General features: G+C 44.4%; 18 protein-coding genes. 8 read left to right on the top strand and 10 right to left on the bottom strand.

Features of this window, described 5'->3' with window-relative positions:
- Window positions 1-100: 100 nt before the first annotated feature.
- From AC23P2_RS20505 to AC23P2_RS20475, 7 genes are all read left to right on the top strand, one after another.
- Complete coding sequence (locus AC23P2_RS20505; protein WP_487774930.1) at window positions 101-1,972, top strand: polymorphic toxin-type HINT domain-containing protein; 1,872 nt, start codon at window positions 101-103, stop codon at window positions 1,970-1,972.
- Window positions 1,973-1,995: 23 nt separating this feature from the next.
- Window positions 1,996-2,478, top strand: a complete 483-nt coding sequence (locus tag AC23P2_RS20500) for a hypothetical protein (RefSeq protein ID WP_487774929.1) — start codon at window positions 1,996-1,998, stop codon at window positions 2,476-2,478.
- A gap of 543 nt (window positions 2,479-3,021) precedes the next feature.
- On the top strand, window positions 3,022-4,908 hold the full coding sequence (locus tag AC23P2_RS20495; RefSeq protein ID WP_487774928.1) for a sensor histidine kinase: 1,887 nt from the start codon (window positions 3,022-3,024) through the stop codon (window positions 4,906-4,908).
- 47 nt (window positions 4,909-4,955) lie between these two features.
- Entirely contained in the window at window positions 4,956-5,591 is a 636-nt protein-coding gene (locus tag AC23P2_RS20490) for a response regulator (RefSeq protein ID WP_487774927.1), read from the top strand.
- A 74-nt stretch (window positions 5,592-5,665) separates the two neighbouring features.
- Window positions 5,666-6,082: a nuclear transport factor 2 family protein gene (locus AC23P2_RS20485; RefSeq protein ID WP_487774926.1), complete on the top strand. Its 417-nt coding sequence runs from the start codon at window positions 5,666-5,668 to the stop codon at window positions 6,080-6,082.
- Window positions 6,083-6,198: 116 nt separating this feature from the next.
- Window positions 6,199-7,314 carry an amidohydrolase gene (locus AC23P2_RS20480; protein ID WP_487774925.1) on the top strand — a complete coding sequence of 372 codons (1,116 nt, stop codon included), beginning with the start codon at window positions 6,199-6,201 and terminating at the stop codon, window positions 7,312-7,314.
- A gap of 135 nt (window positions 7,315-7,449) precedes the next feature.
- On the top strand, window positions 7,450-9,795 hold the full coding sequence (locus tag AC23P2_RS20475; protein ID WP_487774924.1) for a choice-of-anchor Q domain-containing protein: 2,346 nt from the start codon (window positions 7,450-7,452) through the stop codon (window positions 9,793-9,795).
- 33 nt (window positions 9,796-9,828) lie between these two features.
- On the opposite strand, the gene AC23P2_RS20470 is transcribed toward AC23P2_RS20475, so the two are convergent.
- The 5 genes from AC23P2_RS20470 to AC23P2_RS20450 all read right to left on the bottom strand — a co-directional run bounded on the left by AC23P2_RS20470 (window position 9,829) and on the right by AC23P2_RS20450 (window position 15,482).
- Window positions 9,829-10,809 carry a metallophosphoesterase family protein gene (locus AC23P2_RS20470; protein ID WP_487774923.1) on the bottom strand — a complete coding sequence of 327 codons (981 nt, stop codon included), beginning with the start codon at window positions 10,807-10,809 and terminating at the stop codon, window positions 9,829-9,831.
- A 114-nt stretch (window positions 10,810-10,923) separates the two neighbouring features.
- Window positions 10,924-12,285 (bottom strand): lysophospholipid acyltransferase family protein, encoded by a 1,362-nt coding sequence (locus AC23P2_RS20465; RefSeq protein WP_487774922.1) that lies wholly within the window; start codon window positions 12,283-12,285, stop codon window positions 10,924-10,926.
- Window positions 12,286-12,387: 102 nt separating this feature from the next.
- Complete coding sequence (locus tag AC23P2_RS20460; RefSeq protein WP_487774921.1) at window positions 12,388-13,212, bottom strand: SDR family oxidoreductase; 825 nt, start codon at window positions 13,210-13,212, stop codon at window positions 12,388-12,390.
- Window positions 13,213-13,305: 93 nt separating this feature from the next.
- Complete coding sequence (locus AC23P2_RS20455; RefSeq protein WP_487774920.1) at window positions 13,306-13,884, bottom strand: TetR/AcrR family transcriptional regulator; 579 nt, start codon at window positions 13,882-13,884, stop codon at window positions 13,306-13,308.
- A gap of 86 nt (window positions 13,885-13,970) precedes the next feature.
- On the bottom strand, window positions 13,971-15,482 hold the full coding sequence (locus tag AC23P2_RS20450) for a S41 family peptidase (protein ID WP_487774919.1): 1,512 nt from the start codon (window positions 15,480-15,482) through the stop codon (window positions 13,971-13,973).
- A gap of 117 nt (window positions 15,483-15,599) precedes the next feature.
- Here AC23P2_RS20450 and AC23P2_RS20445 point away from each other — a divergent pair, with 117 nt between their 5' ends.
- Window positions 15,600-16,073 (top strand): hypothetical protein, encoded by a 474-nt coding sequence (locus AC23P2_RS20445; RefSeq protein WP_487774918.1) that lies wholly within the window; start codon window positions 15,600-15,602, stop codon window positions 16,071-16,073.
- A gap of 63 nt (window positions 16,074-16,136) precedes the next feature.
- On the opposite strand, the gene AC23P2_RS20440 is transcribed toward AC23P2_RS20445, so the two are convergent.
- The 5 genes from AC23P2_RS20440 to AC23P2_RS20420 all read right to left on the bottom strand — a co-directional run bounded on the left by AC23P2_RS20440 (window position 16,137) and on the right by AC23P2_RS20420 (window position 25,655).
- Window positions 16,137-17,639 carry a SusD/RagB family nutrient-binding outer membrane lipoprotein gene (locus tag AC23P2_RS20440; protein ID WP_487774917.1) on the bottom strand — a complete coding sequence of 501 codons (1,503 nt, stop codon included), beginning with the start codon at window positions 17,637-17,639 and terminating at the stop codon, window positions 16,137-16,139.
- 20 nt (window positions 17,640-17,659) lie between these two features.
- Window positions 17,660-21,259, bottom strand: coding sequence for a SusC/RagA family TonB-linked outer membrane protein (locus AC23P2_RS20435; protein WP_487774916.1), 3,600 nt, complete (start codon window positions 21,257-21,259; stop codon window positions 17,660-17,662).
- A 46-nt stretch (window positions 21,260-21,305) separates the two neighbouring features.
- Entirely contained in the window at window positions 21,306-22,427 is a 1,122-nt protein-coding gene (locus tag AC23P2_RS20430; RefSeq protein WP_487774915.1) for a FecR family protein, read from the bottom strand.
- A gap of 48 nt (window positions 22,428-22,475) precedes the next feature.
- Window positions 22,476-23,072 carry an RNA polymerase sigma factor gene (locus tag AC23P2_RS20425; protein WP_487774914.1) on the bottom strand — a complete coding sequence of 199 codons (597 nt, stop codon included), beginning with the start codon at window positions 23,070-23,072 and terminating at the stop codon, window positions 22,476-22,478.
- An 87-nt stretch (window positions 23,073-23,159) separates the two neighbouring features.
- Window positions 23,160-25,655, bottom strand: a complete 2,496-nt coding sequence (locus AC23P2_RS20420) for a PIG-L family deacetylase (RefSeq protein ID WP_487774913.1) — start codon at window positions 25,653-25,655, stop codon at window positions 23,160-23,162.
- Window positions 25,656-25,732 lie beyond the last annotated feature (77 nt).

The raw sequence follows: 25,732 nt of genomic DNA, 5'->3' as shown, positions 1-25,732 counted from the left end.
AAGTGTGAATCGAGCCCAAAAACTTTGCTTGTAAGAGAAGCTACTCCAACAAAAAAGTAGCCTCTCAGCAGGCCGTGGCTACGTAAGCGTGCTGCTGCCCATGGGTGTTACCCAAAACGTGGCCGTGACTTTCGACAACATTGCCATCAACGACTGCTACGAACTCGTTAATGGCAAAATTGAACTCGTCGTTGACCCTAATAAGCAACTTCTTGATGTCGATGCGGTTGAAGAAGCTATTGCCAAAATTGAACTCAAAAATTTAGATGAACTCATCAATCGTGCTATCGACCGATTAGACGTTTACAGCGGTTCACAAAATGATGTTGATGAGTTTGCTAAAATTTATAGTGACATTGAGAAAATAAGAGCTAAAATACAGGCAAGTACAGAATTACCTCAAGAGCTTAAAACGCTTTATTTACAGGAGATTGACAAGGCGCTGGCTAATATTCAATGCGTAGCTACTGCTGCTCCTAGCTCTACTCCAAATGGTCGAATCGCAGCTACTACAAGTGGGTGTTCTGTAGCTTCTATTAAAAATGCCCTCTCTGAAGTAAGCAAAGCGTTGGTCAACCCTTGGGGTTACATCCTTTCTAAAGGTGGAGCGTGTCTCAAAGGTTTCGCACTGGATTTAGCGGGGCAATATATTGTAAGCTACGCTGTACGCTCTATGATGGGGCAACCTTCTGATTTCGCCACAATTTATCGAGAGGATATTTCAATCATGTCGGCAACTGCCGCTTGTGGAAACTCCGTTTTGGAATCTATTCGTGGGAAGTGCGACGTATGCGATGCCGTTGTGTCTGTCATTGTCGGTATGGCCGATGATATTCAAAAACAGTACAACGAGGGCACGCCAATCGAAAAAATCAATTATGTCCGCACCTTGCAGGCAGGGGCTTACGCTGCTTTGGGAGAGGTAGTTGGAAAGTATGTGGTGGCACCCTTGACTACTGCTGTAGCAAAACATGGAGCGGTATTGGTTCGAAAAGCCTTTGAAGATAAACTCAAAGTCCCTAAGCCAGTTTGTGATGTTATTTTCTCAGGGTCTTTATGCTTTGTAGCAGGGACCCCTATTCGTATGGCTGACGGTAATTATCGGCCTATTGAGTCAATTAAAGCTGGCGATTTGGTATGGAGCCGTGATGAATTTACGAAACAAGAAGCAGCTCAACGTGTTCAAAAACCTTTCAGCAATACGGCTCGACGTTTGGTCAAAATCATTGCAGGAATAGATACGATTTTCACTACCCCCGAACACCCGTTTTATGTGGAGAACAAGGGAATGACCCAAGCGCAACTTCTCCACAAAGGTGATTTGCTTAGTACAGTGACTCCTACAGAAGCTTCCTTGGCTTTACTACCTCATTTAGCTCGTAGCGGTATAACGGTAGAAAACATTCATTTACTCGACACTACCGTTGCAGTTTACAATTTTGAAGTCTCAGATTTCCATACCTATTTTGTAGGTAACCAGAGTATTTGGGTGCATAATGCCAATTGTGGGCCAACACTCATTAAAAAAGCAGCAAATGGTGGTTTGTTTGATGAACTTGAAATAACTACTTTCAAAACTGCAAGACTTGTGAGTAAAGATTTTATGACAGGACATCATATTCCATCACAAAAATTTATGACGAGCCTGAAAAGTAAGCCTGAATATATGACTGACCCCAATTTCAAAAAAATGGTAGATGATTATAATCCAGATCAAGCATTTGTAATTATGATGGAAGAAACTGTACAGGGACAAAACAAATCCAGACATGGAAAAACACTTACGTATGGCGGATATAGTAGAAACCCAGGTTATTTATCTATGTCACCTAAACAAGCTCTAAATTTAGACATTGATAATCTTCGTGATATCTATAGACAAGAAGGTCTATATACAGACGAAGTAGCGAAACAAATAGACTTATTTAAGAATAAAGTTTTACAACAGTATCCTCATATTTTCAAGTATTAATTAATTTTTTAAATAATTTTACAATGAACCTAATTAATTTAGATACTCTAAAAGAGAAGCTAATAAATTCAAGAAAACTGTCCGAAGATATTGATTTTGAAATTTATGAAGAAATATTCAATCTTGAACAAGAGCATAAAACAATAGCTCTTGTTGAAATATTGTTTTATGGGTTTGACGATCAGAGTGAAGATATGGGAACGCAAAACTCATTACTTAATTACATAAGAACAGTATTGAATAACTATCCAATTGAGAAGCAACTAGAAACGCTTATAACAAATAAGAGTTCTTTTTTTCCTCATGCTGAAAATTGGTTTTTATCATTTCTTTGTAAGTACATAATAGAAAAAAACAATTTACACATAATATTAAGTATTTTCAATAGATATTTAACCATTAATAATAGTATTTATTTATTAAAAAAATTAATAATTTTCGCTGATGATTTACCATTTGAAGAAATAAAAAATAATATTAAATATCTTTTAAAAGAGATGAATTAAATAAAATATGTCATTATGCTTAGTATTGTCCAAAAGTATTATTGCATATGTCATTTAAAACAGTTATTAAAAATTACAACCCATCGTTCATTAATTTTGCTTTCAGCACATTCAATAATTCATTTCATTTAACCATTTATTTATGTTCAAACACCTTGCTGCTTTTTTCATTATTGCTGTTTTATTTGTCGGCTGTAGCTCCAAATCAGAGGAGTGCGTTGCCCCACCATTGAAAAAAACCTAGTCGGTACGTGGAAAGCCGTCATATTAGAAGATGGAAAAGCCACCGATGGTAGGTGTCTCTCACTTGTGTTAAGTAAGTATTTAGAGGCTTCCAGTCTAGCTAAGTCAACAAAAAGACTAGAAGTCTTTCGATAATTATCACGAGGCAGAGCCTCGCGCTACCAGGCATTACGCGCTCAGGAGGGCTTATGGGCGATTTTAGGGCAGTTCTTCTTGTTTCTATCCCTTAATTAAACCCACCCAAAAGTAAGTCAGGCTACCAAGATTGGGGAGGGTGGGGTTGAAAAAGACCAAGTATCTTTGCAAATTACCTACTGGAAATCAATTGATGCTTCCATGCGCCTGTTTGCTTTGTTTTTTATTTTTTCGCTTTCGTTGGCAGCACAGCCCGTGCTGACCATTACTGATGCCTCCAAAGCCAACGCCATTGCTCCCTATGTTTATGTGTATAGAGACGCCACGCACAAGCTGACAGTTGACCAAATCGCAAAGTTCCCGTTGGACTCGTTCAACATGCTGAATCAAAAAGAAGTGGTTCAGTTTGGCTATTTCTACGATAAAATCTGGCTACGGGTTGAAGTAAAGAATAAAACAATCGAAGAACTATATCTCATTCATAGTTATCGAGGGTTTCGTCGGATGGAGGCCATTATTTTTGACGAAAATGGTCAAAAACAGGCGTTTCAGGCAGGAGAGTCAACCCCTTCATTATACCAGCAGGTACACCTAAAGCCTCCCGTTTTTCCAATCGGTCGTACACCGTCAGTCGTTTATCTTTCTATTGTTTCCGACAATGCCCACGGAGATTTTGTACATATCGGTGGTTTGGAACAAGCGCTTACGTATCAACGAACAAACACCACTTGGCAAAGTTTTTCAGTGGGTATTTATGCGCTCGTGTTTTTGTATGCCTTTATTTTCGCGATTCGCCTTCGTGACTCTTTAATCGGCTGGTATGCCCTGTTGATGTTGAGCATTATCTTGTTTTACCTCGACTTTTACAGCTTTTTAAAAATAAATACCTATTTCAATACGGCGTTTGCCTACTTGCTTTGCTGGTCGCTTTTTCATGTTCATCTTCTCAATTTACATTCTTACTCCAAAATTTTTTATTGGGCTATATTAGGTTTCAACGGGTTATACTACGCAAATGCAGCCGTAACACAACTGGCCCAACTGGTTGAGCCCTCGTTTATCTCGCCCCTTTTTCTGCTTCTCCTTTGGCTCAAATTAGATTGGGGAGGATTTATTTTGTTGGTATTATTTCTTTTATTAATCAGTCTGATTTATGTAGCTATCAAAAACCTGAAACAAGTCTGGCTGTATGCCATTGCGTTTAGCATTAGCCTTTCGGCCATGATTATCAGCATGTTTGCGTTGTACAACATTGAGTGGCTGCCATATACTCCCTACAATAATTTCTTTGTTCCGGGCACGTTAATCGAAATCATTCTTCTCGGTTTTATTCTCGCCGAACGAACCAACCAACACCGCAAAGACCAGGCCCGCACCCAACAACAACTCATTGTGCAGCTTCAGGAAAACCTGCGGCAGCAAAACAAACTCCTGCAAATCCGTGACGAAATTGCCCGTGATCTGCACGATGAAGTGGGAGCTACCCTTACTGGAATTGCCACGTCGGCCAAGGTGATTGAGAAGAAAATGGGGCATGAGCAGGAGGAGGTCAAAGCCGTATTAGGCCAAATGACCACCGATTCACAGGAGGCTATTCATACCATTCGGGATACGATATGGGCTTTGAATCCTGAAAACGATGCACCCGACAAGTTGGTGGAAAAGATGAAATCGGTGGGTTTTAAACTGCTTATGCCCCACGGCATTGCGTTTGCTTTTGAGAATGAAGTGCCTGTTTTGCAGTTACCCGTTTTTTCGATGGAACAGCGGCGAAACCTGTATCTGGTCTATAAAGAAGCCTTGCACAACATCGCCAAACACAGTCAGGCGGCTAACGCTCAGGTTCGCATTTTTCAGCAAAAGGCGGATTTACACGTCCGTATCTCAGATGATGGAAAAGGTTTTGATGCTGCTCAGATTCAGGAAGGCAACGGCCTGAAAAATTTTCAGAAGCGGGCCAAAGAAGGGGGATTTGAGGTAAAGGTAACGTCGGAAGTGGGCGTAGAAGTAGAAATTATTATTCTGTTTAACCACAAAGTTCACCATGAATAGCACAAAGAACACAAATAGACAGAAATCCACAAAAACTGATAATCAACATGATTAGCCTCGTCATATTTGAAGATAATAAAGCCCTGCGCCAAAGCCTTTCCCTGTATTTTAACCATACGGAAGGCGTCTATCTGGCGGGTGCTTATCAGGATGCCAACGATGCCGTTGCCAGAATCCGTAAACACCGTCCTGATGTGGTGTTGATGGATATTCAAATGCCAGGGTTATCGGGAATCGAAGCGATGCAGCGCATCAAAGCGGCTTATCCTGATACTAAAGTGCTGATTCACACTATTTTTGAAGATGACCACCGCATTTTTTCGGCGGTTTGTGGCGGGGCGTCGGGCTATGTCCTCAAAAGCCCTGACCCGGATGAAGTTCTTGAGGCCATTCAGGATGTGTACAGGGGCGGCGCTCACATGTCGCCCGCCATTGCGCTCAGGGTGATGCAGATGTTTCAGAGCCAGTTTGTACAAGCCGAAGCTACGTATATCGAACTCACAGAGCGGGAAAAAGAAGTGTTGACTTGCATGGTTAAGGGCATGAGTTACAAAATGATAGCGGATGCTTGTTCGCTAAGTTTTCATACGGTTCACTACCACATCAAACACATTTACGAAAAACTCCATGTCAACTCTGCGCCCGAAGCCGTTGCTAAGGCCATTGAGCAAAGGTTGGTATAAACTACCAAAATTGGGGATGCGTCAGCGCGTAAACAACCAGTAATTTTGGTGAAACAAAACCAAACATTACTATTATGAAAAAAGCACTCCTTACCCTTGTTGTATTTTTTGGACTTATCGTTCCCAGCTTTGCCCAGTCCAATTCCACTGCCGAAGTCGAAGCGGCTCTAAAAGAGTTTTTGGGTGAATATTCTGTTTCGGCCTATAATTTTTTCCAAAACCGCCTTACTGACGATTTTCGTTATAGCAATGGTAGTGGATTCAGTACGCGTGAGACTGTTTTAAAGAATAATGAAGGCGGTAAAGGTGTACAGAGCAGCGTGTCTGATTTGAAGATTTTCCGTTCGGGTGATTTGGCTGTCGTCAGTGGCATTCATCACTTCGGTACAGCACAGATTTACTTTACCTATACCATGCTGAAACAGGTTGTCAATGGCTCACCCAAATGGATGTTTGCCGCCTCGCAGCATACGCCCCAAAAAGCTAAATAATGGCGGTGATAAGTATAGGTATCTATTAGGCAAGTGAGAGGTAAGTAGTTTTTTACGCCTCTCACTTTTGGTTTTAAGTCAAATTCTTTGGTCTAAAACCTAATTCCATCTACACAGTGAACCACCTCCGACAATACCTCCACGCACAGCCTGAAGTATCGGGCTATGAAGAGCAAACCAGCGCCTTTGTGGTGGCTCACTTACGACAACTAGGCATTCGTACGATCCATCAGGGATTCTCCATGCACTCGGTTCTGGCCGAAATTGAGGGAAAGGAAGCGGGAAATACGATTTTGGTTCGGTGTGAATTGGATGCTTTACCGATTCAAGAACTCAATACTTTTGAACATCGTTCGACGGTCAAAGGTGTGTCGCACAAATGTGGGCACGACGGCCACATTGCTATCTTACTTTCACTGGCCGAAAAACTCGTTAACAATCCGCTTCCCAAAGGCAAAGTAGTGCTGTTTTTTCAATCCGCTGAAGAAACGGGTGCAGGTGCAAAAGCTGCCATTGAATCGGGTATTTTTAACGATTATTCCATTGATTATGCCGTGTCTTTGCACAATTTACCCCAATTTCCGTTAGGTTCAATCATCTTAAAAAAAGGCATTTTTACGCCTACCGTCGAGAGTTTGAACCTCCAATGGCGGGGAAAAACGAGCCACGCTGCGGAGCCTTCCCAAGGCATTAATCCCGCCAATGCCATTGCTCGTTTGGTTCAATTTATCAGACAATTACACAACGATGATAAGTCGTCTCCAAGTTATTTTGTAACGACCCCTATTTTTATCAAAATGGGAGAAGTTGCCTATGGTACCTCTGCTGGCTATGCCGAAGTAGGATATACCTTTAGAACGTGGGAAAGTGCTAAGTTTGACTCATTTAAAGAGTTGATAGAAAATGAAATAGCGTCGATTTCTGAAGAAGAACAGTTGGGGTTTGAAATAGAATGGGTAGAAAGTTTTAAATCAAATAATAACCGTTCGGGTGTGATAGATGAGTTGAGAGAAATTGCGCTTATTCGCCATTTAGAGGTCATTGAGCGGGAAAAACCCTTTGATTTTGGGGAGGATTTTGGCCTTTTTACGGATACGTTTCGGGGCGCTATGTTTGGAATTGGTTCGGGCGAAAATTGTTGCCCGCTTCACAATGAACACTATGACTTTCCTGATGAACTCATCCCAATCGGCTGTCAAGTATTTTATGATTTTGTGCAACGAAATACCTAAACGATGAAAAAATAGCCAAAAATTATCGTCAAAATATGTCTATTAATAAAGCATCTCTCCGTAACTTTAAGGCGCTCAATCAATGTTTAATGTTAACACTTGACGTCCTTGAAAAAAATCTATTTATTGCTAATTATGCTCAGTTGGATTATCACCAACGGCTTTGCTCAATCTTCTTGTAATTGTGCCCTGACCATCTCGGCGGGAGGAATTTACCAAAACTCAAAATTAAAAGTTCAGCCTGGTCAAACGGTCTGCATTCAGGCTGGCCGCTACGATGGTATTCGTTTGGTAGGCTTTGTGGGGACTGCGGCAAATCCGATTCGAGTCGTGAATTGTGGTGGTTTGGTAAGCCTTGGTTCGGCGACAAGCAATTACGCTGGACTCGAAATTTTGGATTCGAAATTCCTTATTATCAGTGGCTCGGGGGATAATGCCATTCCTTACGGTTTTAAAATTGACAGGTCTAAATCGGGCGTTTCGGCGGTATCGGTGGGAGGTTTGAGCAGCAACTACGAAGTAGAACGGGTAGAAGTGGCAACGGCAGGTTACGCTGGCTTTTTTATGAAAACCGACCCCGCCTGTGATACGATGGCCAACTCCCCTAATTTTACGATTTACGACGTAAAAATTCACGACAATTACATTCACAACGCCAACGGACCTGGTATGTTTTTGGGGAGTGGTTACTCAAGTATCACTGGAAGAAGTATCGTTTGTAACGGACTAACCAAGGTAGTTTACCCCGCACAAACGTACGGAATGCAGGTGTATAATAACCGAATCGAACGAACGTCTAGCGCAGCGATGTGGGTTAATAATGCTCCAAACGCCGATGTACATGATAATATAATGCTCTATAACAACTTGGGGCCTGTACCTGCGGGTTGGCAGGTTGGTGGGTCGGCGGCCTGTGGCTGTGATTATACAATTACGCAGGCGGGTACGTACAACAATTGGCGTTTAGAAGTCGCCCCAGGCAAAAAAGTGTGCGTGCAGGCAGGTTTGTATAACAATCTTACGCTTGAAAACTTCCAAGGAACATCTACTGAACCCATTCGTTTTGTCAATTGCGGGGGACAGGTAACCATTAAATCTACTTCGTCGAGTAGCACTGTTCAGGTCAAAAAAAGCCGTCATATTGTATTCAGTGGAACGGGAGATGCGGCCATTCCTTACGGTTTTAAAGTTACGAATGAAACAACGGGGGGAAGTATGGGCATCGCTGTGGGGGATTTGAGTTCAGACGTAGAAGTAGACCACGTAGAAATAACAAAAGCGGGTTTTGCGGGTATTATGGCAAAAACCGACCCAAGTTGTGACTCTACAACGTGGCGTTCTAATTTTACGATGTACAATGTAAAAGTACACGATAACTACATTCACGATGTAGGCGGGGAGGGGTTGTACATCGGCAATTCTTTCTTTGGTGATGGTATGACGGTTACCTGCAACGGCGTCCAAAAACAGGTTTACCCCCACCTCATTTACGGCCTTGAAATTTACAACAACCGTATAGAGCGAAGCGGAGCGGAAGGGTTACAATACGGTTGTGCTCCTGATGCCAAGGTACACCATAATTGGATGAAAGATACGGGTATTTCGCCCTTTGCTAATTATCAAAATAACGGACTTCAAATTGGGGGAGGTGCTGGTGGCGAGTGTTATAACAATACCGTTTTGAACGCTTCAGGGATGGGGATAATCATAGTAGGGCATTGGGGGAATAATCGTTTGTATAACAACGTCATAAGTCAAGTAGGGGGCGATGGTATTTTTTGCGATGAACGCAATGGGTCACTTTCAGGCACGTATGTGCAACTTATCAATAATACAATTTCTGGAACGGGACGTGACGGGATTCGGATGTATAACCAAATTAATACCAATCTCATTGCCAACAATGCCATCACCAACTACGGAACTTCTGGGCCTGCTCCTACCAATGGATATGTAGGCCAAGCCTTTGCTTTTCAGCAGGGTGCAACGGCGACTTTCATGAACAATTTTACGTCGTCAAACGCAGCGGCAGCGGGGTATATTGACTTCACGAATGCCAATTTTGCCTTGACGGCTACTTCCCCGTTGATTAATGCAGGAGTGGATGCTTCGCAGTGGGGGGTAATTTCTGATCAGGCAAACCAAGCTCGCCCGCAGGGAAGTGCCTACGACATTGGGGCCTATGAATTTACGCCTCAATCAACCCGTCGAGCAGCTGAGTCGTTGGCTACTGAGGAGACTTTGGAGGTCCAAACGTTTCCTACCCCTTTTCAAGACCAAGTGACCTTGAAAGCCCCCGAAGGAACAGGTATTCAACAAGTGGAAATTTATACCTTACAAGGCAAACAAGTACGAAATATTTCGCTTAGTAATGCACCGAATACATATACCCTCCCAACTTGTGATTGGAGTACAGGAGTGTATTTGTTTATGGTACTTACCAACAAAGGGCACTTCCAAGGAAAAATGATGAAAAACTAGTACCTCAAGGGCTCTTCGCAGAAGAGCCCTTTTTTATGAATAGGGTATCAACTCTACCTTCAAATACCCGCCCGTCGCATTGGGTGGAGTGATGACTTGAGGAATACCATTAACAATGTCGAGGGTTGGCTTGTGCGTATGGCCAGCCAAAATACCGAGCAAATTGGGACAAGAGAACACTTCTTTGTGAAACTTCAAAGTAGTCTGCGAATGACCCGTTTCAGGCCAGCGTTCGCGGCGTTCGAGTTGGTAGTTTTTATCATTTTGAGCGTTCCATTTTGGATGGCCACAGCCAAATCCTAAGGAGCGTTCAGGTGCATAAAGTGGGATATGCAACATCAAAACAAAGGGCTTCTTCGTAGCGGTTTCTTTTTGAAAAAAAGCCAGTTGCTCAGGTGTAATTTGGTAAGTAGAGTTGTCGAGGGCCACAAAACGCACGCCATTTATTTCGCGAACGCTCATCAAAGGGTTGTCGTTTTGGTACATTGAACGAAGCCTTTTTTGTATCCAAGTTTCTCTTAACGAATGACTTGAGCCTTCCATACCTTCGTAATGCCAGTCGTGGTTTCCTGTCACGTAGAGGTGGGGCAGTTGGGCTTCTTTTAACTGAGTGGCTACCCATTCTACAGCCGCTTCCGACGGAAAACTGAAAATGTCGCCTACCATCGCAAATAGCTTACTATCATCTTGTTTGGCTATTTCGAGGGTTTTACGGAAACTCTCTTCTGGATTTGTAGCTGTTCCCGTTTGGAAATGGAGGGTTTGGTTATAGGCTTTGGCCATTCTTCCGCTGAATTGCTGAAAAGGAACGCCGCGTTCATCGTCTTTAAACAGGTGCGTATCAGCCAACATTGTGATGTTAAAACGCTCTTTGATGGCGGTGTGGTAAAAACGTACAATGTTTCCGTCAAGGGCAAAACTGCCTCGGTTTGACTCGGCGACAAAATGCGGAGTTTTCAGTCCAGCTGCTCCCATGAGGGTTATTCCGCTTTTTAGTATGTCCCTTCTGTTCATTCTGGTATGTTATTAACAGGGTTTTGGTTCGGGTTGTGAGCAACCTTTAACACATGTGGTTGGCTCGTGTTGAGGGTTCATCACAAGCTGAGGTGGTAGCTAGAATTGGCTGATTTAGTCTTTGTTAATGGCTAAATAAAGCCTTTTGGCTTCCTCCAGCGCCTTGAAAATTTTTGCGCGTTCGGTCGATAGCGACTCCATTAAACTGGGTTTTTGACGGAACAATCTCAGGGCTTGCCAAAGCTGTGACAGTCGTGCGAGTCGATCCCAATACCAAAGCACGAAATAACCCAAAAATGGCAATGACACGGCAAAAACGAGCGTCAACCAGTTGTTTTTCAATAAAAGATGGGCTAGGTAAATTTCTACGCCGTAAAAAATGGGGAAAAACACGATGCCTACTGTCATCATTATTGGGGCGCGATAACTGATGTCCGACGAAATAAGTCTGGCAATTTTAGAAGGCAGAATGTAAGGGATGTAGTTGGTAACTAACCCCAGAACATAAAAAGGGAAGCCAAAAAGAAGCGATAACAGAGCGCTCCCGATACGCCCGTAAAGACGTTTGGTTTGGGTAAAGATACGGTCAGACAAGCGGAGCTTTTTTAGGGAGTCGAGGTAGTTGGTCATTCTGATTTGCAGAAGCTTCAACTGCTCAGGATGGTGGGTTTCAAAGTATCGAATGGCAGTAATCAATTGTTTGATTAACCCAAATTCGTGCTTTTTTACTTTACGGTTCAGCTGCAAATCGTCGAATAATTGGTTTTTATAGAGTTTTTCAACTTGCAACACCAAGCTATCTTCTTCGGCATCTTCGGTGATTATCACAGTTTCGGTCAGCCGTTGTTGAATCAATTCGGTTAAGTTTTCGACAGCTTCAAACGAGTCGGGGTGATAACTCTCTTTAAAATCGCTGACTTGAATAGGCGCTCCAATGTTGATAAAAACCTCCGAACGAAAGTGCGTGGGGTCTGAGTAATTAAGGCCAATGGGTACAATCTGGATACCTAACTCAAACTGATTTTCGGCTTCGGCACCGAGAGCAATACGGGCTGTTCCTGTCTTTATTTCTCGCAAACGCCGTTCGATTTCGCTAGTCCCTTCTGGAAAAATCATGATTGTGCCTTTCGCTTCTAAATAATCATAACAACGCTGAAACGTACGTTTGTTTAGTTCGGCAGGCGAAAGAGTACTATCAGCAGTGTCTTTTTTACGGTACACAGGGATGACATGAAAGTACGAAAAAATGGGCCGTGTAAAACGGTTAAAAATGCTTCCATTGGCAATAAAAGCCACTCGCTGTCGCACGATAGTTGCCACAATTAAGGGATCCATGAAGGTATTTGGATGGTTGACGGCCAAAATAAGTGGGTCTTTGGTTCGATTCAACTTATCAAGTCCATCTACCTGAAAACGCCTAAAAAACACTCGAAGAGCGACTTTAAGAATAAATTTCAAAAACGTATATAAAAGCATAGCGGCAAGGGCTTCGGTTTTTGCTCAAAATACCACTTTTCGTTTAATTTTATAAAAAATGGGTTATTTATGGGCTACTTTCCTTGTCGCTAGCTGCTCTATTTACTTAAACCCCTTTTCTACAATCTTTCTGACAATTCCATTAAAGGCACTTGTAGGGAGTAACCACCGCAACAAAAGTAGCATTGATGATTGTGCACTCGAAGGGTAGCGAAGTTTATAAGACGAATCGTTGGCGGCTTTATATATTGTTTTGGCAACTGTGTCTGGGCCTGGAGCGTTGATGTACGCATCGGCTCCATTTTTGAAAGTTATTTTTTCGTACGAATCGTATTCGTCAAATCCTTTTTGGTCAAACAATACCATCGACGTTTCTAAAAATTCGGTTTTAATCGCACCAGGCTCAACATTTTTTACGCGAATATTAAACGGGCGAAGTTCGTACTGTAATGCCTCCGCCCAGCCTTCTATAGCCCATTTGGTGCCGTGATAGACGCTATAAATCGGAAACGTAATGCGCCCGCCCATGGAGGTGACGTTGATGATAGTTCCTGCCCGTTTTTTGCGGAAATAGGGTAAAATCTCCCGAACGACGTTCATAACCCCGAACACATTCGTATCAAACTGTTTCTGGACTTGTTCGGGTGTCGATTTTTCAAAAATGCCTATCGCACCGTACCCTGCATTGTTGACAATGACATCAATTCCGCCAAAGTCGGCGATGGCATGCTGTATCGCTTTTTGAATACTCGTCGAGTCAGTCACATCAAGGGCATACAAGCGGACATTGGCTAACGTTGTGAGTTCGTTTTCTTTTTGGGGGCTGCGCATCGTGGCAGCCACGTTCCAGCCCTGTTGGGCAAAATACTGTACCGTAGCTTTTCCGATGCCAGAGGAGGTTCCTGTGATTAAAACTGTTTTTTTCATTTGATTTTATTGTTGTTTGTGAATTAATATTCATTAAATGGGTGAAAAAAATACGATTTTAGCTAAATCGCATTTTACTTTATCATAATAATTCTAGGCGCGAATACCGTCCCAAAGCACACTAAAAGTCATTTCCCAATCGCTACTTGAAATAGGTTTTTGGGTATAAATCACTTGTTTGGCTAGCTCATTAAGCATTCCGCATACAAGCGTTACGAGTAGTTCGGGGTTCGCATCTTTAATAAGGCTTTGCCGCTGCCCTTCCAATACAAGCTGATAGATAGGCGCAAGAGCTTGGTCTTCTTCATTCCGCGTGGTGTCATCTTCTTGGAAGTAAGGAGAGCGAAAGTATTGTTCTAAAAAAGCGCCATACTCTGGGTTTTGAATGTTGTTTTCCAGAAAGTTACGCGCCATTTTTTTTATTTTTATCTTCAAAGGCTCATCGCCCGCTAGCTCTTGAGTGAGGTCGTGGGTGTTTTCGCGCATTAAGTATAAATACAACTCTCGAATCAACTGATTTTTGTCTTCAAAATAGATATAAACAGTTCCCGTCGCTACCCCTGCTTCTTTGGCTAAGTCCGACATTTTGAGCCCAGCGAGTCCTACACGTGTAATCATCTTTAGGGCTGTTTGTAATATTGCTTGTACTTTGCTTTCGTCTTTGGTTCTCATCGAATTTTAACAATCCTTCGCTTGCGTTTTATAGTAATGCAACAAAAGTAGATGAATATTAATTCAATATAACAAATATTTGTGAATTATTTTTCACTTTTGGAGGCTTTGATTAATTCATAAGCACGCTCTACGTCCAAATCGCGGGCTTTTCTGACATCTTCAAAACGGTACTCAATGGGGTAGTTGGGTTGAACCCCGTGGCCAATGTCGGCTCCAGGAATGTTCAGTACCAACTTAAACACGGGAATGCGTACTTTGGCTTGCGTATGCGGCAGGGTCAGGTAGGGGGAAATAAACGCATTACAGCCGTGGCGCCCGCCGCCCGTTTCGCGGCCTATCACTACCGCCCGAGGGTTATACTGTTGAATCATGGAGGGGAATATGGCCGCAGCGGAAAACGACCCGCCATTGGTGAGCAAATAGACCTGTCCCTTGAAACCATAGCGACGGGTAGGTTTTTGAACGCGCTGGGCAGAACGACTACTGTGGCGACCGTCGGGAAGTTTTTTTGACCAAAAATAACGCGTAAAAAAGCGTGGAAATTTGTGCCCGTAATAGTGTTGGTACGAAGGACGAAGGGTGATGGCCGCCGCCGTGTCATAGACAGTGTAATTGGAATCGAGGAGATACGACATCAAATTAATACTTGCGTCTGATTTCCCCCCACCATTGGCCCGCAGGTCAATGATTAAGTGTTTGATATTCTGGGTTTTTAATGCCTTGAAAGAACGGCGATAAAATCGGCGGTAACGGTCGTCACTAAAGGTGTTGATGTCCAAAATAGCCACTGTGCTGTCTTTTTCAGATTGCTTCAATGTGCGCAATTTTGGGTTGGTCTTGACCATCAACTTGGGCGTTGCTACGGGTGTTTTTGGTGGTTGATTGCTGGTAGGTTTGGCAGGAACGCTGGCTTTTTTTGTAGGTTTGGGTGGTTTATTAAAACTAAGTTTAAGCCCCCGTTTTTTTCCTAATGAATCTTGTACGGTGATTTCAAATGTTTCTTTATTTCCGTACAAATAGCGATAAAAACCGCCAAAATTGCCGTTGATTACCGTTGTTTTAAACGTTTGATTATAACCGTCGGAAGGAACAAGTTGGCGCATTTTTGCAATAATATCAGCCGCAGGTTGCCCATCAATGGAGACCACTTCGGTGCCAACGACCAGGCTAGTGTCGTCCGTTCGGTTTTGGAGAATACGAAGCTTGTTTTCAACGTAATACAGACCCAAAGGAAACTCTTTTGGTTTGTTTTTTTTGATGTATTTTGAATACCCTTTCGACGGATAAATGTCGGTATGACCACAACGGATGTACGAAAAGATGGGGTTGACCGTGCGCCGAAACTCCAGCTCCGTCATGGGATGGTCGAGCAACTTTTCTGTTTGGTCAAAAACCCAACGAATCGAATCAGGGGAGGTGTAACGATAAATACCTGGGTGAGATTCTTCCAAAGCATGACGCATGAGCTTAAAATCTTGCTTTATTTGTTCGACACTGTAGGTTGTGTCAGGAACATATTGGCGACTGCACGAACTGAGTAGGAGCAAAATTCCAAACAGGGAGAGAATGGATGCGAAACGGTTTTTGGGGGCCATAATTGTTGTTAATATTCATTGACTGCTTTACAAAAAAATACATAAATTGCTGGAAAACAAAAAACCTATACACTCGGTTTGATTTTCCATAAACCATAAACAAAAACGTATAAGGCTATGGCACGTCCGAATCTCGACCTGATTGCCGCTCTTCGTCGAACGGCCCGCAAGATTGAACAAGGCTCTCCCTACCAATGGGGACACATGGGGAGCTGTAATTGTGGAAATTTAGCGCAAGAAATTACCAAGCTCACCAAAGCCGAAATTCATGCCCATGCCCTTGCCAACGGCAGGGGAGATTGGAATGAGCAACTCAATGACTACTGCCCTACCAGCGGACTTCCGATGGATTTACTTATCAATGAAATGATAGAAGCAGGGTTGGATTCTGATGATTTGAAGCATTTGGAACGACTTTCAGACAGGCGTATTTTAAGCCGTTTGCCCGAAAACAAACACCATTTACGCCACAATTTCCGCGACGATGTCGTGTTGTATATTACCGAATGGGCCGATATGCTGGAGGAACAACTTTTGAGTACCATAAAACTTCCTCAATTTACTTGGGAAACGGAAGCCGTTTATGTTTAGTAAAATAAAAAAAGGCAAACCAAAACTAGCTTGGTTTGCCTTAACATAAAATAGAAACAGTGGTTATTTCTTATCCCACCACACTTTGGAGGTATATGAGTTGCCGTTGGCAAGACGCTTAACGGCTTCGTCATAATTGGTTTTGTTTAGCAAAGTCTCACGCGACGAATAAATGGCGCGGCGTGGAATTTGGCCGTTGGTCGAGCCCAAGTTTGGCCCTGCTTTTAAGGCAGGATAACCCATTCTACGCCATTCGATAAAAGCTTCGTACGAACGACCAAACAGCTGAATCCATTTTTGGGTACCGATTTTTTCCAACTTTTCGTCTTTACTCAAACCCGTAAATGAAAGCTCCTTTTGAAAATCAGCAGGTACTGTGGTGATATTGTATGGGTTTTGCGCCAAAGCAGCCCTTACCCCATCCTGATAAAACTTCTCTGCTTGGTCAGGCGTCGCACCCCAGCTTTCGAGGGCCGCTTCTGCTTTGTAAAAACAAACATCTGAGTACGACATGGCCAAACATGCAATGGCTGGACTGTAAGCTTTGTTGAAAAACGTGGTTTGTGAGGCAGTTGAGTAGTCATCTTTGATGATTGTTTTCAAAAGTTCGTCCGTAAGTGCCACACCGATTCCTTTGTAAGCGGGGGTGCCAGCCTTCACCGAATTGACCGTGGGCTGGACAAGGCGAGCAAGGCGTGGGTCTTTAGTGTTTACCAACTGCGCTACCAAAGGAGCTGCCAAGTATTTGAGGTCGGGGCTACCTGCTAGCCAATGATTCAGCACAGGGTGAACGTTGGCGTTGGTAGCGTCGTTAAACGTTGGCACGGCTGCATTATCGGTATTACTTTCAAGTAGGGGTTGACCCATGGCTTCAGTAACGGTTTTTTGGGCTAAAGCTGCGTCAGCGTAACGGATACGCATCCCAAGGCGCAACTTGAGCGAGTTGCCGTATTTTTTCCACTGCGTAATATTGCCTTTGAAATAATAATCGGCTGACCCGTAGCTATCGTCGGTTGGGGTAATTTGAGAGAGCGCCGCGTCCAAGTCTTGTATCAACTTTTTATAAATGGCATCTTGCGTATCAAACTTGGGTTGATTGTTGACCGCATCTACGCCCAAGGCAGTTTCGGAAAAAGGAACGTCGCCAAACAAATCAGTCAAACGTTGCCAAATGGAAATCTCAACAATCCTTGCAATGGCTAGTTTGGTACGTGCTTTAGGATCATTTTCACGCCCTTTGAGCAACTGAGTCCTGATTTGTGAAATGTTCCGAATCAGGGCATAGTGATCGTTCCAAAGGTTATCGTCGGTTTGTTGGATGTACCTAGAACTCGAAATAAGTACGCCACCCGCCCAGTGCTGTATCCACGAACCAAATTGGTTGTTGGGGTATTCGTAGCCTTCCGAAAAAGCGGCATCTTTTTGGGCCTTGGACAAAATGAGCCCTGGGTCGATGGTGGAAAGGGTGGTGGGAGGCGTATTGATTTTTTCAAAATCTTCGGTACAGCCTTGCGCCATAAAAAGCGCGCCCATCATCATAAGAGATTTGATTTTTATAGATTTCATGAATTGAATGTCGTTAGTGGTTAGAGTTCTAAATTCAAGCTAAAGCCAAAATAACGTAACAATGGCAACGAGGTGGACTCAAGACCTAGCGACGAATTGTTGACGTTGAACGACGAGGCTTCTGGAGCGTAGCCGTCGGTTTTGCGTTGTAAGTAGAACAAATTGCGTCCATAAACGCCCGCGCGAATGTTGCGGAAAGGGGTTTTACTGATGATTTTAGACGGCAATTGATAGTTGAACGTAAGTTCTCTGAACATGACATAACTTGCGTCGTTGAGCATTTCTTCTGACACAACGTTGTCTTTGTCGGGGGCAATGACGTTCCAGTAGTCTTGGGCTCTTACTTGTTTGGTATTGGCTTGGCCAGTGCTTGTCCAAGTCCCATCGGCGTTTTTCTGTGCCACCACCCCATCGGCTACGTACGACCCATCGCGGCCAGGAAGGGTCTTTTTGATGGTTCCGAAAACCAATTCTTCACGCAAACTTTGTGAAAATATTTTTCCACCTTGGCTTACGTCCATCAAGCCAGATAAGCTGAAGCCTTTGTAGCGGAAGGTGTTGTTAAAGCCACCAATCCAGTTGGGTAATGCACTTCCAATTTCGTACAACAACTTCGCATTGGTTTTGAGCGGCAAACCTGTCGTTGGGTCTATCAAACGATTGCCCTTGTCGTCGCGCAACCACTGAAAACCGTTACCGATAATGGTTCCGAATGGCTTGCCTGGGGTGGCGATAACTTGTACGTTGCGGTCGTCGCCCAATAAGAAAGTCGAAACTCCTTCGGCCAATTCAACGACTTGGTTGCGGTTGCGAGAGAAGTTGAAAGTGGCATCCCACGAGAAGCCTGTTTCGGTCCGCACGGGCGTACCTGTGATGGACAATTCAATGCCGTGGTTACGAATTTCGCCCGCATTGATGCGGCGTGACGTGAAAGTACTCGATGGAGGCAATGGAATATTTAGAATTTGATTTTTGGTACTTGCGTCATAGTACGCAAACGTCAATCCTAAACGGTTTTTGAAAAAACGTGCTTCAAGACCTAATTCAAGGGATGTTGTTAGTTCATTTTTGAGGTTAGGGTCTGGAATAATTGAGGTAAACGACCCCAAAGGCTGCCCGCCGTGTGGTGTTTGATCGAGCGAATAGTTACCTGTCAATTGATATGGGCTTCCTGAGCTTCCCGCTTGTGCCCACGAAGCACGAACTTTTAAGAAGCTGAGGGTCGAGTTTTGGAGATTAAGGGCATCAGTTACGACCAAGCTACCGCTAACAGCAGGGTAGAAAAAGGAGTTGTTGGCGGGCGAAAGTGTGGAAGACCAGTCGTTTCGTGCTGAGAAATCAACAAATAAATAGTCCCGAAAACCTACTGAACCTGCGGCATAAACGGAATTGATGGATGATTCTGAGAGGTTGAAAACGTAAGAATTGATGAGGGTGTTGTTGATGGAATACAAATTAGGGGCAATAAACTCTGTACCCGTATTTCCCGTGGTACGGGCATAAAACTTCTGGTGGTTGGCACCGAGGTTGAGCGACAATGAAAAATCTTTTGACAATTCAGGGGTCAACGACAACAACACATCGCTGTTGTCTTCGCGGACGCGTGTCACTTCTTCAATAATATCTCCGTTGCGGTTTTGGCTTTGGTACGTACCTTTTTCGCGGTAGCGAAGACGTTGGTCTGTATAAAAGTCGGTACCTGTTTTGGCAGTCAAACGAATCCAGTCATTAAACTGATAACTCAATTTTATCAAACCAATCAAACGCTGACGGTCGTCGGAGTTGCGGGTATGGTCGCGTGTCCAATAAGGGTTGGCCGTTGAAGAGTTGGTGGCGTACGTTTTTTCCAAACCAATAAACGGGGTGGTGCCGTAGCCTAGTTGTTTGCTTACATCTTCCGCCGTCCAAGTCGAGTTTTCCAAAATGCTCATCGGAATGGAGCGCGGCTGGCTGATCCAAAGATAGGCAGGATTGTCGGCAGCATCCGAAACCGTCGGGCGATTGTTGCCCCGCTGACCGATGTAATTGGCTTTTACGTCAAGGTCAAGCTTGGGGGTAAGTTTTGCCATAGTACGAAGGCTAATGTTATTACGGTTGAGGGTATTTCCTGGGGTATAACCGTCGATTTTGGTATTTCCAAACGATAAACGATAGTTGACATTATCGTTTCCGCCTTCAAGGCTAATGTTATTGGCCATCTGTCTTTCTTTGTTGAAAAACGTTTGGAAAGTGTTGGGTTGAGGGGTTAGGCTCAATACATTTCCCCATTGATCTTCGTACTGTTGTCCTTCCATTTTTGCTCCCCAGCTGGCACGGGTAAAACGGTCGCGTCCGCCACTCATTTTGGGAATGCCTTGAATATTAGCGGCTTTTGCGGCTGCCCACGTGTAAATTTTGCCATCGTTGCCTCGGAAGTGCGTAAACGTACCGTCGAGCCCTTGGCCGTATTCATCTTGGAAATCAGGTAAAACTAGCGCGTCTCCGACCGAATAATCAATGCCGTATTTGATGCCTACGCCCTTGCGTGATTTGCCCGATTTGGTCGTAATCAAGATGACCCCGTTGCTTCCGCGCTGACCGTAGAGGGCTGCGGCATTTGGCCCTTTCAAAACCGACATCGTTTCGATGTCTTCTGGGTTGATGTTTGAAATACCGTCGCCATAGTCTATTCCTCCCCAGCGGCTTGGAGAGTTTACGTTGCTGTTATCCATCGGAATACCGTCGATTACATACAAGGGCTGGCTATTTCCCACCAAAGAATTGGCACCGCGAATCACCACCCGCGACGAGCCACCTGCGCCGTTGCCCGCGCGCGTCACTTGTACCCCCGCAATTTTTCCTGCCAATGACGTGGCTACGTTAGCTTCTTTGGCTTGAGCAAGGCTTTCTCCATTAATTTCTTGAATCGAATACCCCAAGGCACGTTTGTCACGTTTGATACCCAAAGCCGTCACAACCACTTCACCGAGGGTTTGGGTGTCTTCGTTTAAGACAAGGTTGATTTCCGTTTGGTTGCCAACCACTATTTCTTTTTTGATGTACCCAACAAACGAAAATACCAATATTTCGGAAGGTTGAGCGACAAGGCTATATTTCCCTTCGCCGTTGGTAGAAGTTCCACGATTTGTTCCTTTGACCAATACACTCACCCCCGCCAAAATCTCCCCTTTGGCATCGGTGATGGTTCCTGTGATAGGTTGCTCAGTCGCGAAGGGCTCTTGGCTAACGGACGCTTTTTTCTCGATGGGTTGGGGTAAGGCTCCTTGCTTTAAGATAACTTGTTTCCCCGCTACCTCATACGAAACCTGCAAGGGACTAAGTAGCGATTCTAGCACTTTGCTGAGGGGTTCGTTGACGGCATTTAGGTTGACCTTACGCTCCGACTTAATGAGGCTAGGACTGTACAAAAATTTGACCGATGTGAGCTTTTCGATTTTTGTTAAAACCGATTTGACCGATTGTTCATCGGCTTTAAGGGTGATGCGTTGCTGAAGCAACTCTTGGGCGAATGTTTCGCGGGCGTAAGATACACCAATCAGTAATACTGACAGTAGGAGCAGGGTACAGGTTACACAAACCGTCCGCATCGCCAAACTGCGTAGTCGTAAAGGATTTCTCATAGAAGAGGGATGATTAGGTATTAAAAAATGAATATAAAGAGTGGAACTAATGGCAACCTTTGGAGTAAATAACAATCTGAGCATCAATGGTTTCTGAGGTGGCGTCTATTGCTTGGCAAATCAATTTGATTTTTTGTGAAAGTGATTCCTCCGAAAGTGAAGCCGTGAGGGTGCAAGAGGAGAGCAGCTCGGCATCATAAACGATGTGGATACCGTATGCTTTTTCAATGAGCTCTAACACCTGCGGAACGGGCGCTTCTTCAAACTCGAATGCTGGCAGGGGTATAGGCTGAGCCAAGAGCTGGGGCTCGGGTACCAAGGTCCGCGCCAGTCGAAGTTCTTGCCGATTGAGCGTAATTTGTTGGTTAGGAGTCAATACAATTCCTTCTAGTTCGCGGTTGCTCAATTTTTGGGCTTTAGAGGGGTCGTTTTGGGTAAATACCGATACTTTCCCCGTCTTTACTTGGACTTCAACTTGCTTGTCGTTGGGATATGCTTGTACCACAAAACTGGTACCTAAGACTTTGGTGACAAGCTCGTTGGCATACACAAAAAATGGCGAATTTGGCTGCTTTTTGACCTCAAAAAAGGCTTTTCCCGACAAATAAACGCTGCGATTTTTTTTTCCAAAAAAATTATCAAAACTCAAACGACTTTTGGCAAAGAGGGTGACTTGCGAGCCGTCAGGAAGCTGAAAATGGAGGGGTTTGTCGCCCTGATTTACTTTCTCGATTTTTGACTCATCGAGGGTTGCCACGTACGCTTGGTAGGGTTGAGTGCGGCGTTGAAATGACTGCTGCCCCCACCAGCCGATACCTATCAAACTTAGCACACTGGCTGCTGCCACGTACCGAATCCACGGCTGATTCCACAGCGAGTGAGTAGGCGTTTCCTCTTCGTCATGCAGTCGGTTGGTGGCCTGAATGCGCGACAACAACATCGCTTCTGTTTCGGGGGTGAGGTAGGTACGGGTATAATCGTTTAACCCCAAACGTACGGCTTCAAGTAATTGAACTGCCTTGTGCCATTCTTCTTGTTGGGATGGATTTTCGGTTAGCCAGCGATTCCACCAGTCGATTGAAGCAGGGGTGGGGGTAAGTTGGTGCTTTAAAAAAGCATCGTCGATGACAAAATCTGCTGCCGAGTAAAAAGCGTATTGGTTTGGCACAGTGTTTAGGATTTTTGTCCGTAGATGACCAATCCCTCACTTCTATACTCACTTACTGTTAAAAAAAACTTGAAAAAGATAAAAAAGAGAAGGAAGCAGCCAGCTTCTTAATTTTTCGACAGCCCTAAAAACCAGATTTTGAGCAGATTGCCGATTCATGGAAAGGAGTTCGGCGATTTGGGTGTATTCCATATTTTCCACAAAACGTAGTCGTATGGCTTCCTGCTGACGCGGGGGGAGTTGGCTAACAAGGCGTTTGATTAACTGTTCCCGATCAAAAGTTTCCTCTTCTTGCATCAGGAGCTCATCGCTCGAAGGCTCGGCCCAGAGGTCATCAAAATCGGGTTGAGAAACAAACAAATGCGGACGTTCGTGGCGTTTGAGAAGGTGTAATATGCGGGTTTTGAGGGATTTAAGTAGGTAATACCGCACATTTTCTGGAACCGTAAGGCGTGTTTTTTTTGCCCAAATTTCGGCAAATACATCGTGAATGCAATCCAAGACAAAAGCCTCAGAAACAGGTACTAAACTAAGTCCATAACGATACATAGCTCTGACGTGAAAGCGATAAAGCTGGGTGTATGCGTCGTCGTCACCTTGCTGAAAATCCTGCCAAAGTTGTTGCTCGTCGATGGGGGTATCCATGTTAATTCTTTGGGTAAGGAAATGGACTAGCCGCTGAGGTACGGGTTTTAATCGTCGTCTCAGTGGCTAGTCAATCCTATTGTTGGGCTACTTTTTTCCCAACGAAATCATATTGGCAAACAAACGGTAAGCGCCAGGTACGCCCGCGGGTAATTCGCGGAAAAATACGATGCCTGTGTAAATGAAGTGACCTTTCCCGTATTGGGTATAAATCAAACTTCCTTCTTTGGCAGCTTCGCCTGTGTCGTTGGCCGAGAAAAGTGGTACGTAGTTTTTGTCCCATTCTACGGCAAAATAGATTCCGCGTTCTTGTATCCAGCCTTCAAAATCTTTGGTTGTTATTTTATTAGGTGTATTCAAAATCGGGTGAGCAGGTTGTAAAATCCGCATTTCGGCATCTTCTTCCGTCACGCGGTCGCGGCCAACTTTGAACGGATACGGCCCCATTTCTTGTACTTTGAGTGTATTTCCAAAACCACCCGCCGTTACGTATTGAACCACCATTGTACCTCCATTTTTGACGTATTCCATCAGTTTTGGTTGAAAATATTTGATGCGCTCCTCGGTGTTGTAAGCCCGCACACCTACTACGATGGCATCATACACTGACAAGTTTTTGTTGAGAGAACCTTCGTCGAGCAACGTCACTTGGCAGCCCATTTGGCGCAGTGCCGCAGGAACTTCGTCGCCAGCCCCCGCAATGTACCCAATGTTTTTTGCCTTGTTTTTGATGTCCAATTTTACCAAAGCGGTGGTTGCACTTGGATAAATGGTTTGGGTAGGAATGTGCTTGTATTCGACCGAACGAAGGCTGTACGAATTTTCGCCGTTGTCAGTTTTGGTAATCACTTTGAGCTTGACGTCGCTTTGTTGTGCCGATGGGAATACTTTGACCGAAACTGTTTGCTCTTGGTACTTTTCGCGCATTTCAAACGGCAATTGCATAGGCTCTACGCGCCAGCCCGTGGGTACGTCAAACGTCAACGTGCCTTTGACATTGGCGCGGTGGGCTTTTACGACAATGTCCACTGTTTTGGGCTGATTGTCAGCAAAAACATAGACTTTTTCCGAAACGTTTGCGGTGGCTTCGGGGCGAATTTCAAACGGTCGATAGACTTCGCCGTCCACAGGGTCAGTTGATTTGTAAACCCAAGGTTTGGTAAAGGTGAATTTTTGACCACTGATTTCAAAAGTAAACGCCGTTTGAAGCGTAGGAATGTTTTCGGGGGTTGATAATTTTGATTGGTCGTCGATTTGGAATGCCCCGTCTTTGATGGGTTTGACCAACCAATACGGCTGGCTTATGGGCGTGTTGGCAGGTACTGTAGGCGCAAATGAAAACACCGAAAGCTCGTTATTTTTCATTTCCAACGTCATGGTTGTGTCTTTTGATGCCCCAACAAACTGCAAACGCGTTAGTTTGATGGGAAAATCGCTGCGCTTCACCACACTTACTTTCAGGGACGCACGGTCGCCGACAGCCACGGAATAGTCCGTTGGGTTGGTTTCAAACCAAAGGCCAAGGCAATTTTGGAGCAGCACTTCCACTTCGGCCTTTTTTTGTTGTACATACAGGTTTTTGGCGTCGAGTTTGTCCAATTCTTCGTAAATCTTTACCAAAACAGGTACCGATGAAGCGGGGTAGCTCACGTTATAATTTCGGATGGCTTGGTCGATAAGTTGGGCAACTTGCTCGCTGCCTTTGACGCGGCTCCAAGTAAGGTCAACGCCGTCAAATACATCTTTTTCGGCAGGGACACCGTCTTTGTGTAGCATAAAATCGACGCGGGCATTGCGGTTGGCACCTGAACCAAATCCTTGGCTTTTGTGCGAACTGCGGCTTTCGGCGGCAATTTCGGCGTGCGATTTTCCGATAAGCGGGTTATAGCCGCCAATGTCAACGGTGATGAATGTACCTTTGTCGGTCGGTTTTTGATTGTTGAATCCAGGCGAAAATGAGTTCCAAACGATGCGTTTGGGTTGCCAAGTTTGTACTTCTTTTAGTTGTTCAGGAAATTTAGTTGGGTCACCTGCCATTTTAAAGGCAATTTCTGCCAAAAATGCCGAAGAGTTGTGGTGACCATGCCCTGCGCGGGCATCAGGCGGAAAGCGCGTGATAAGCACGTCGGGTTGATTTTTACGAATGTGATATACGACGTCCGACAGCACGTTGTTTTCTCCCCAAAACTTCAAGGTTTCTTCGCGGGTTTTTGAAAATCCAAAATCGTATGCCCGCGAGAAAAGCTGCTCTGCGCCGTCAATTCGACGGGCGGCCAACAGCTCTTGCGTACGAATAATACCGATGTACTCGCCTTGTTCGGGGCCGATGAGATTTTGGCCACCATCGCCACGGGTGAGGGCAAGGTACTGCGTTTTAACGAGCCTTTCTTTGGATAAATAGGTGAGTAGTAGGGTGTTTTCGTCGTCGGGGTGGGCAGCAATGTGCATGGCACTGCCAACGACGTTCAGTTTTTTTAGGTTCAGTAAAATTTCACTTGAGGTGAGGGGTTTTACCTGGGCATGGATGAAGTGACAAATTGTGATAAACAACAAGCAATGAAAAAGAAATAGGGGTTTTCTCATGGTTTAGACGGTTTGCGAGTATTTTGACAAAACTACAAAATCTAAAGAAAAGTCACACAAGACATTGAGTAGTGATT

This window comes from Runella sp. R0.1_18 (assembly GCF_057652155.1).
The sequence above is the reverse complement of the archived record's forward strand: the minus strand, read 5'-3'. Positions and strand labels throughout refer to the sequence as shown.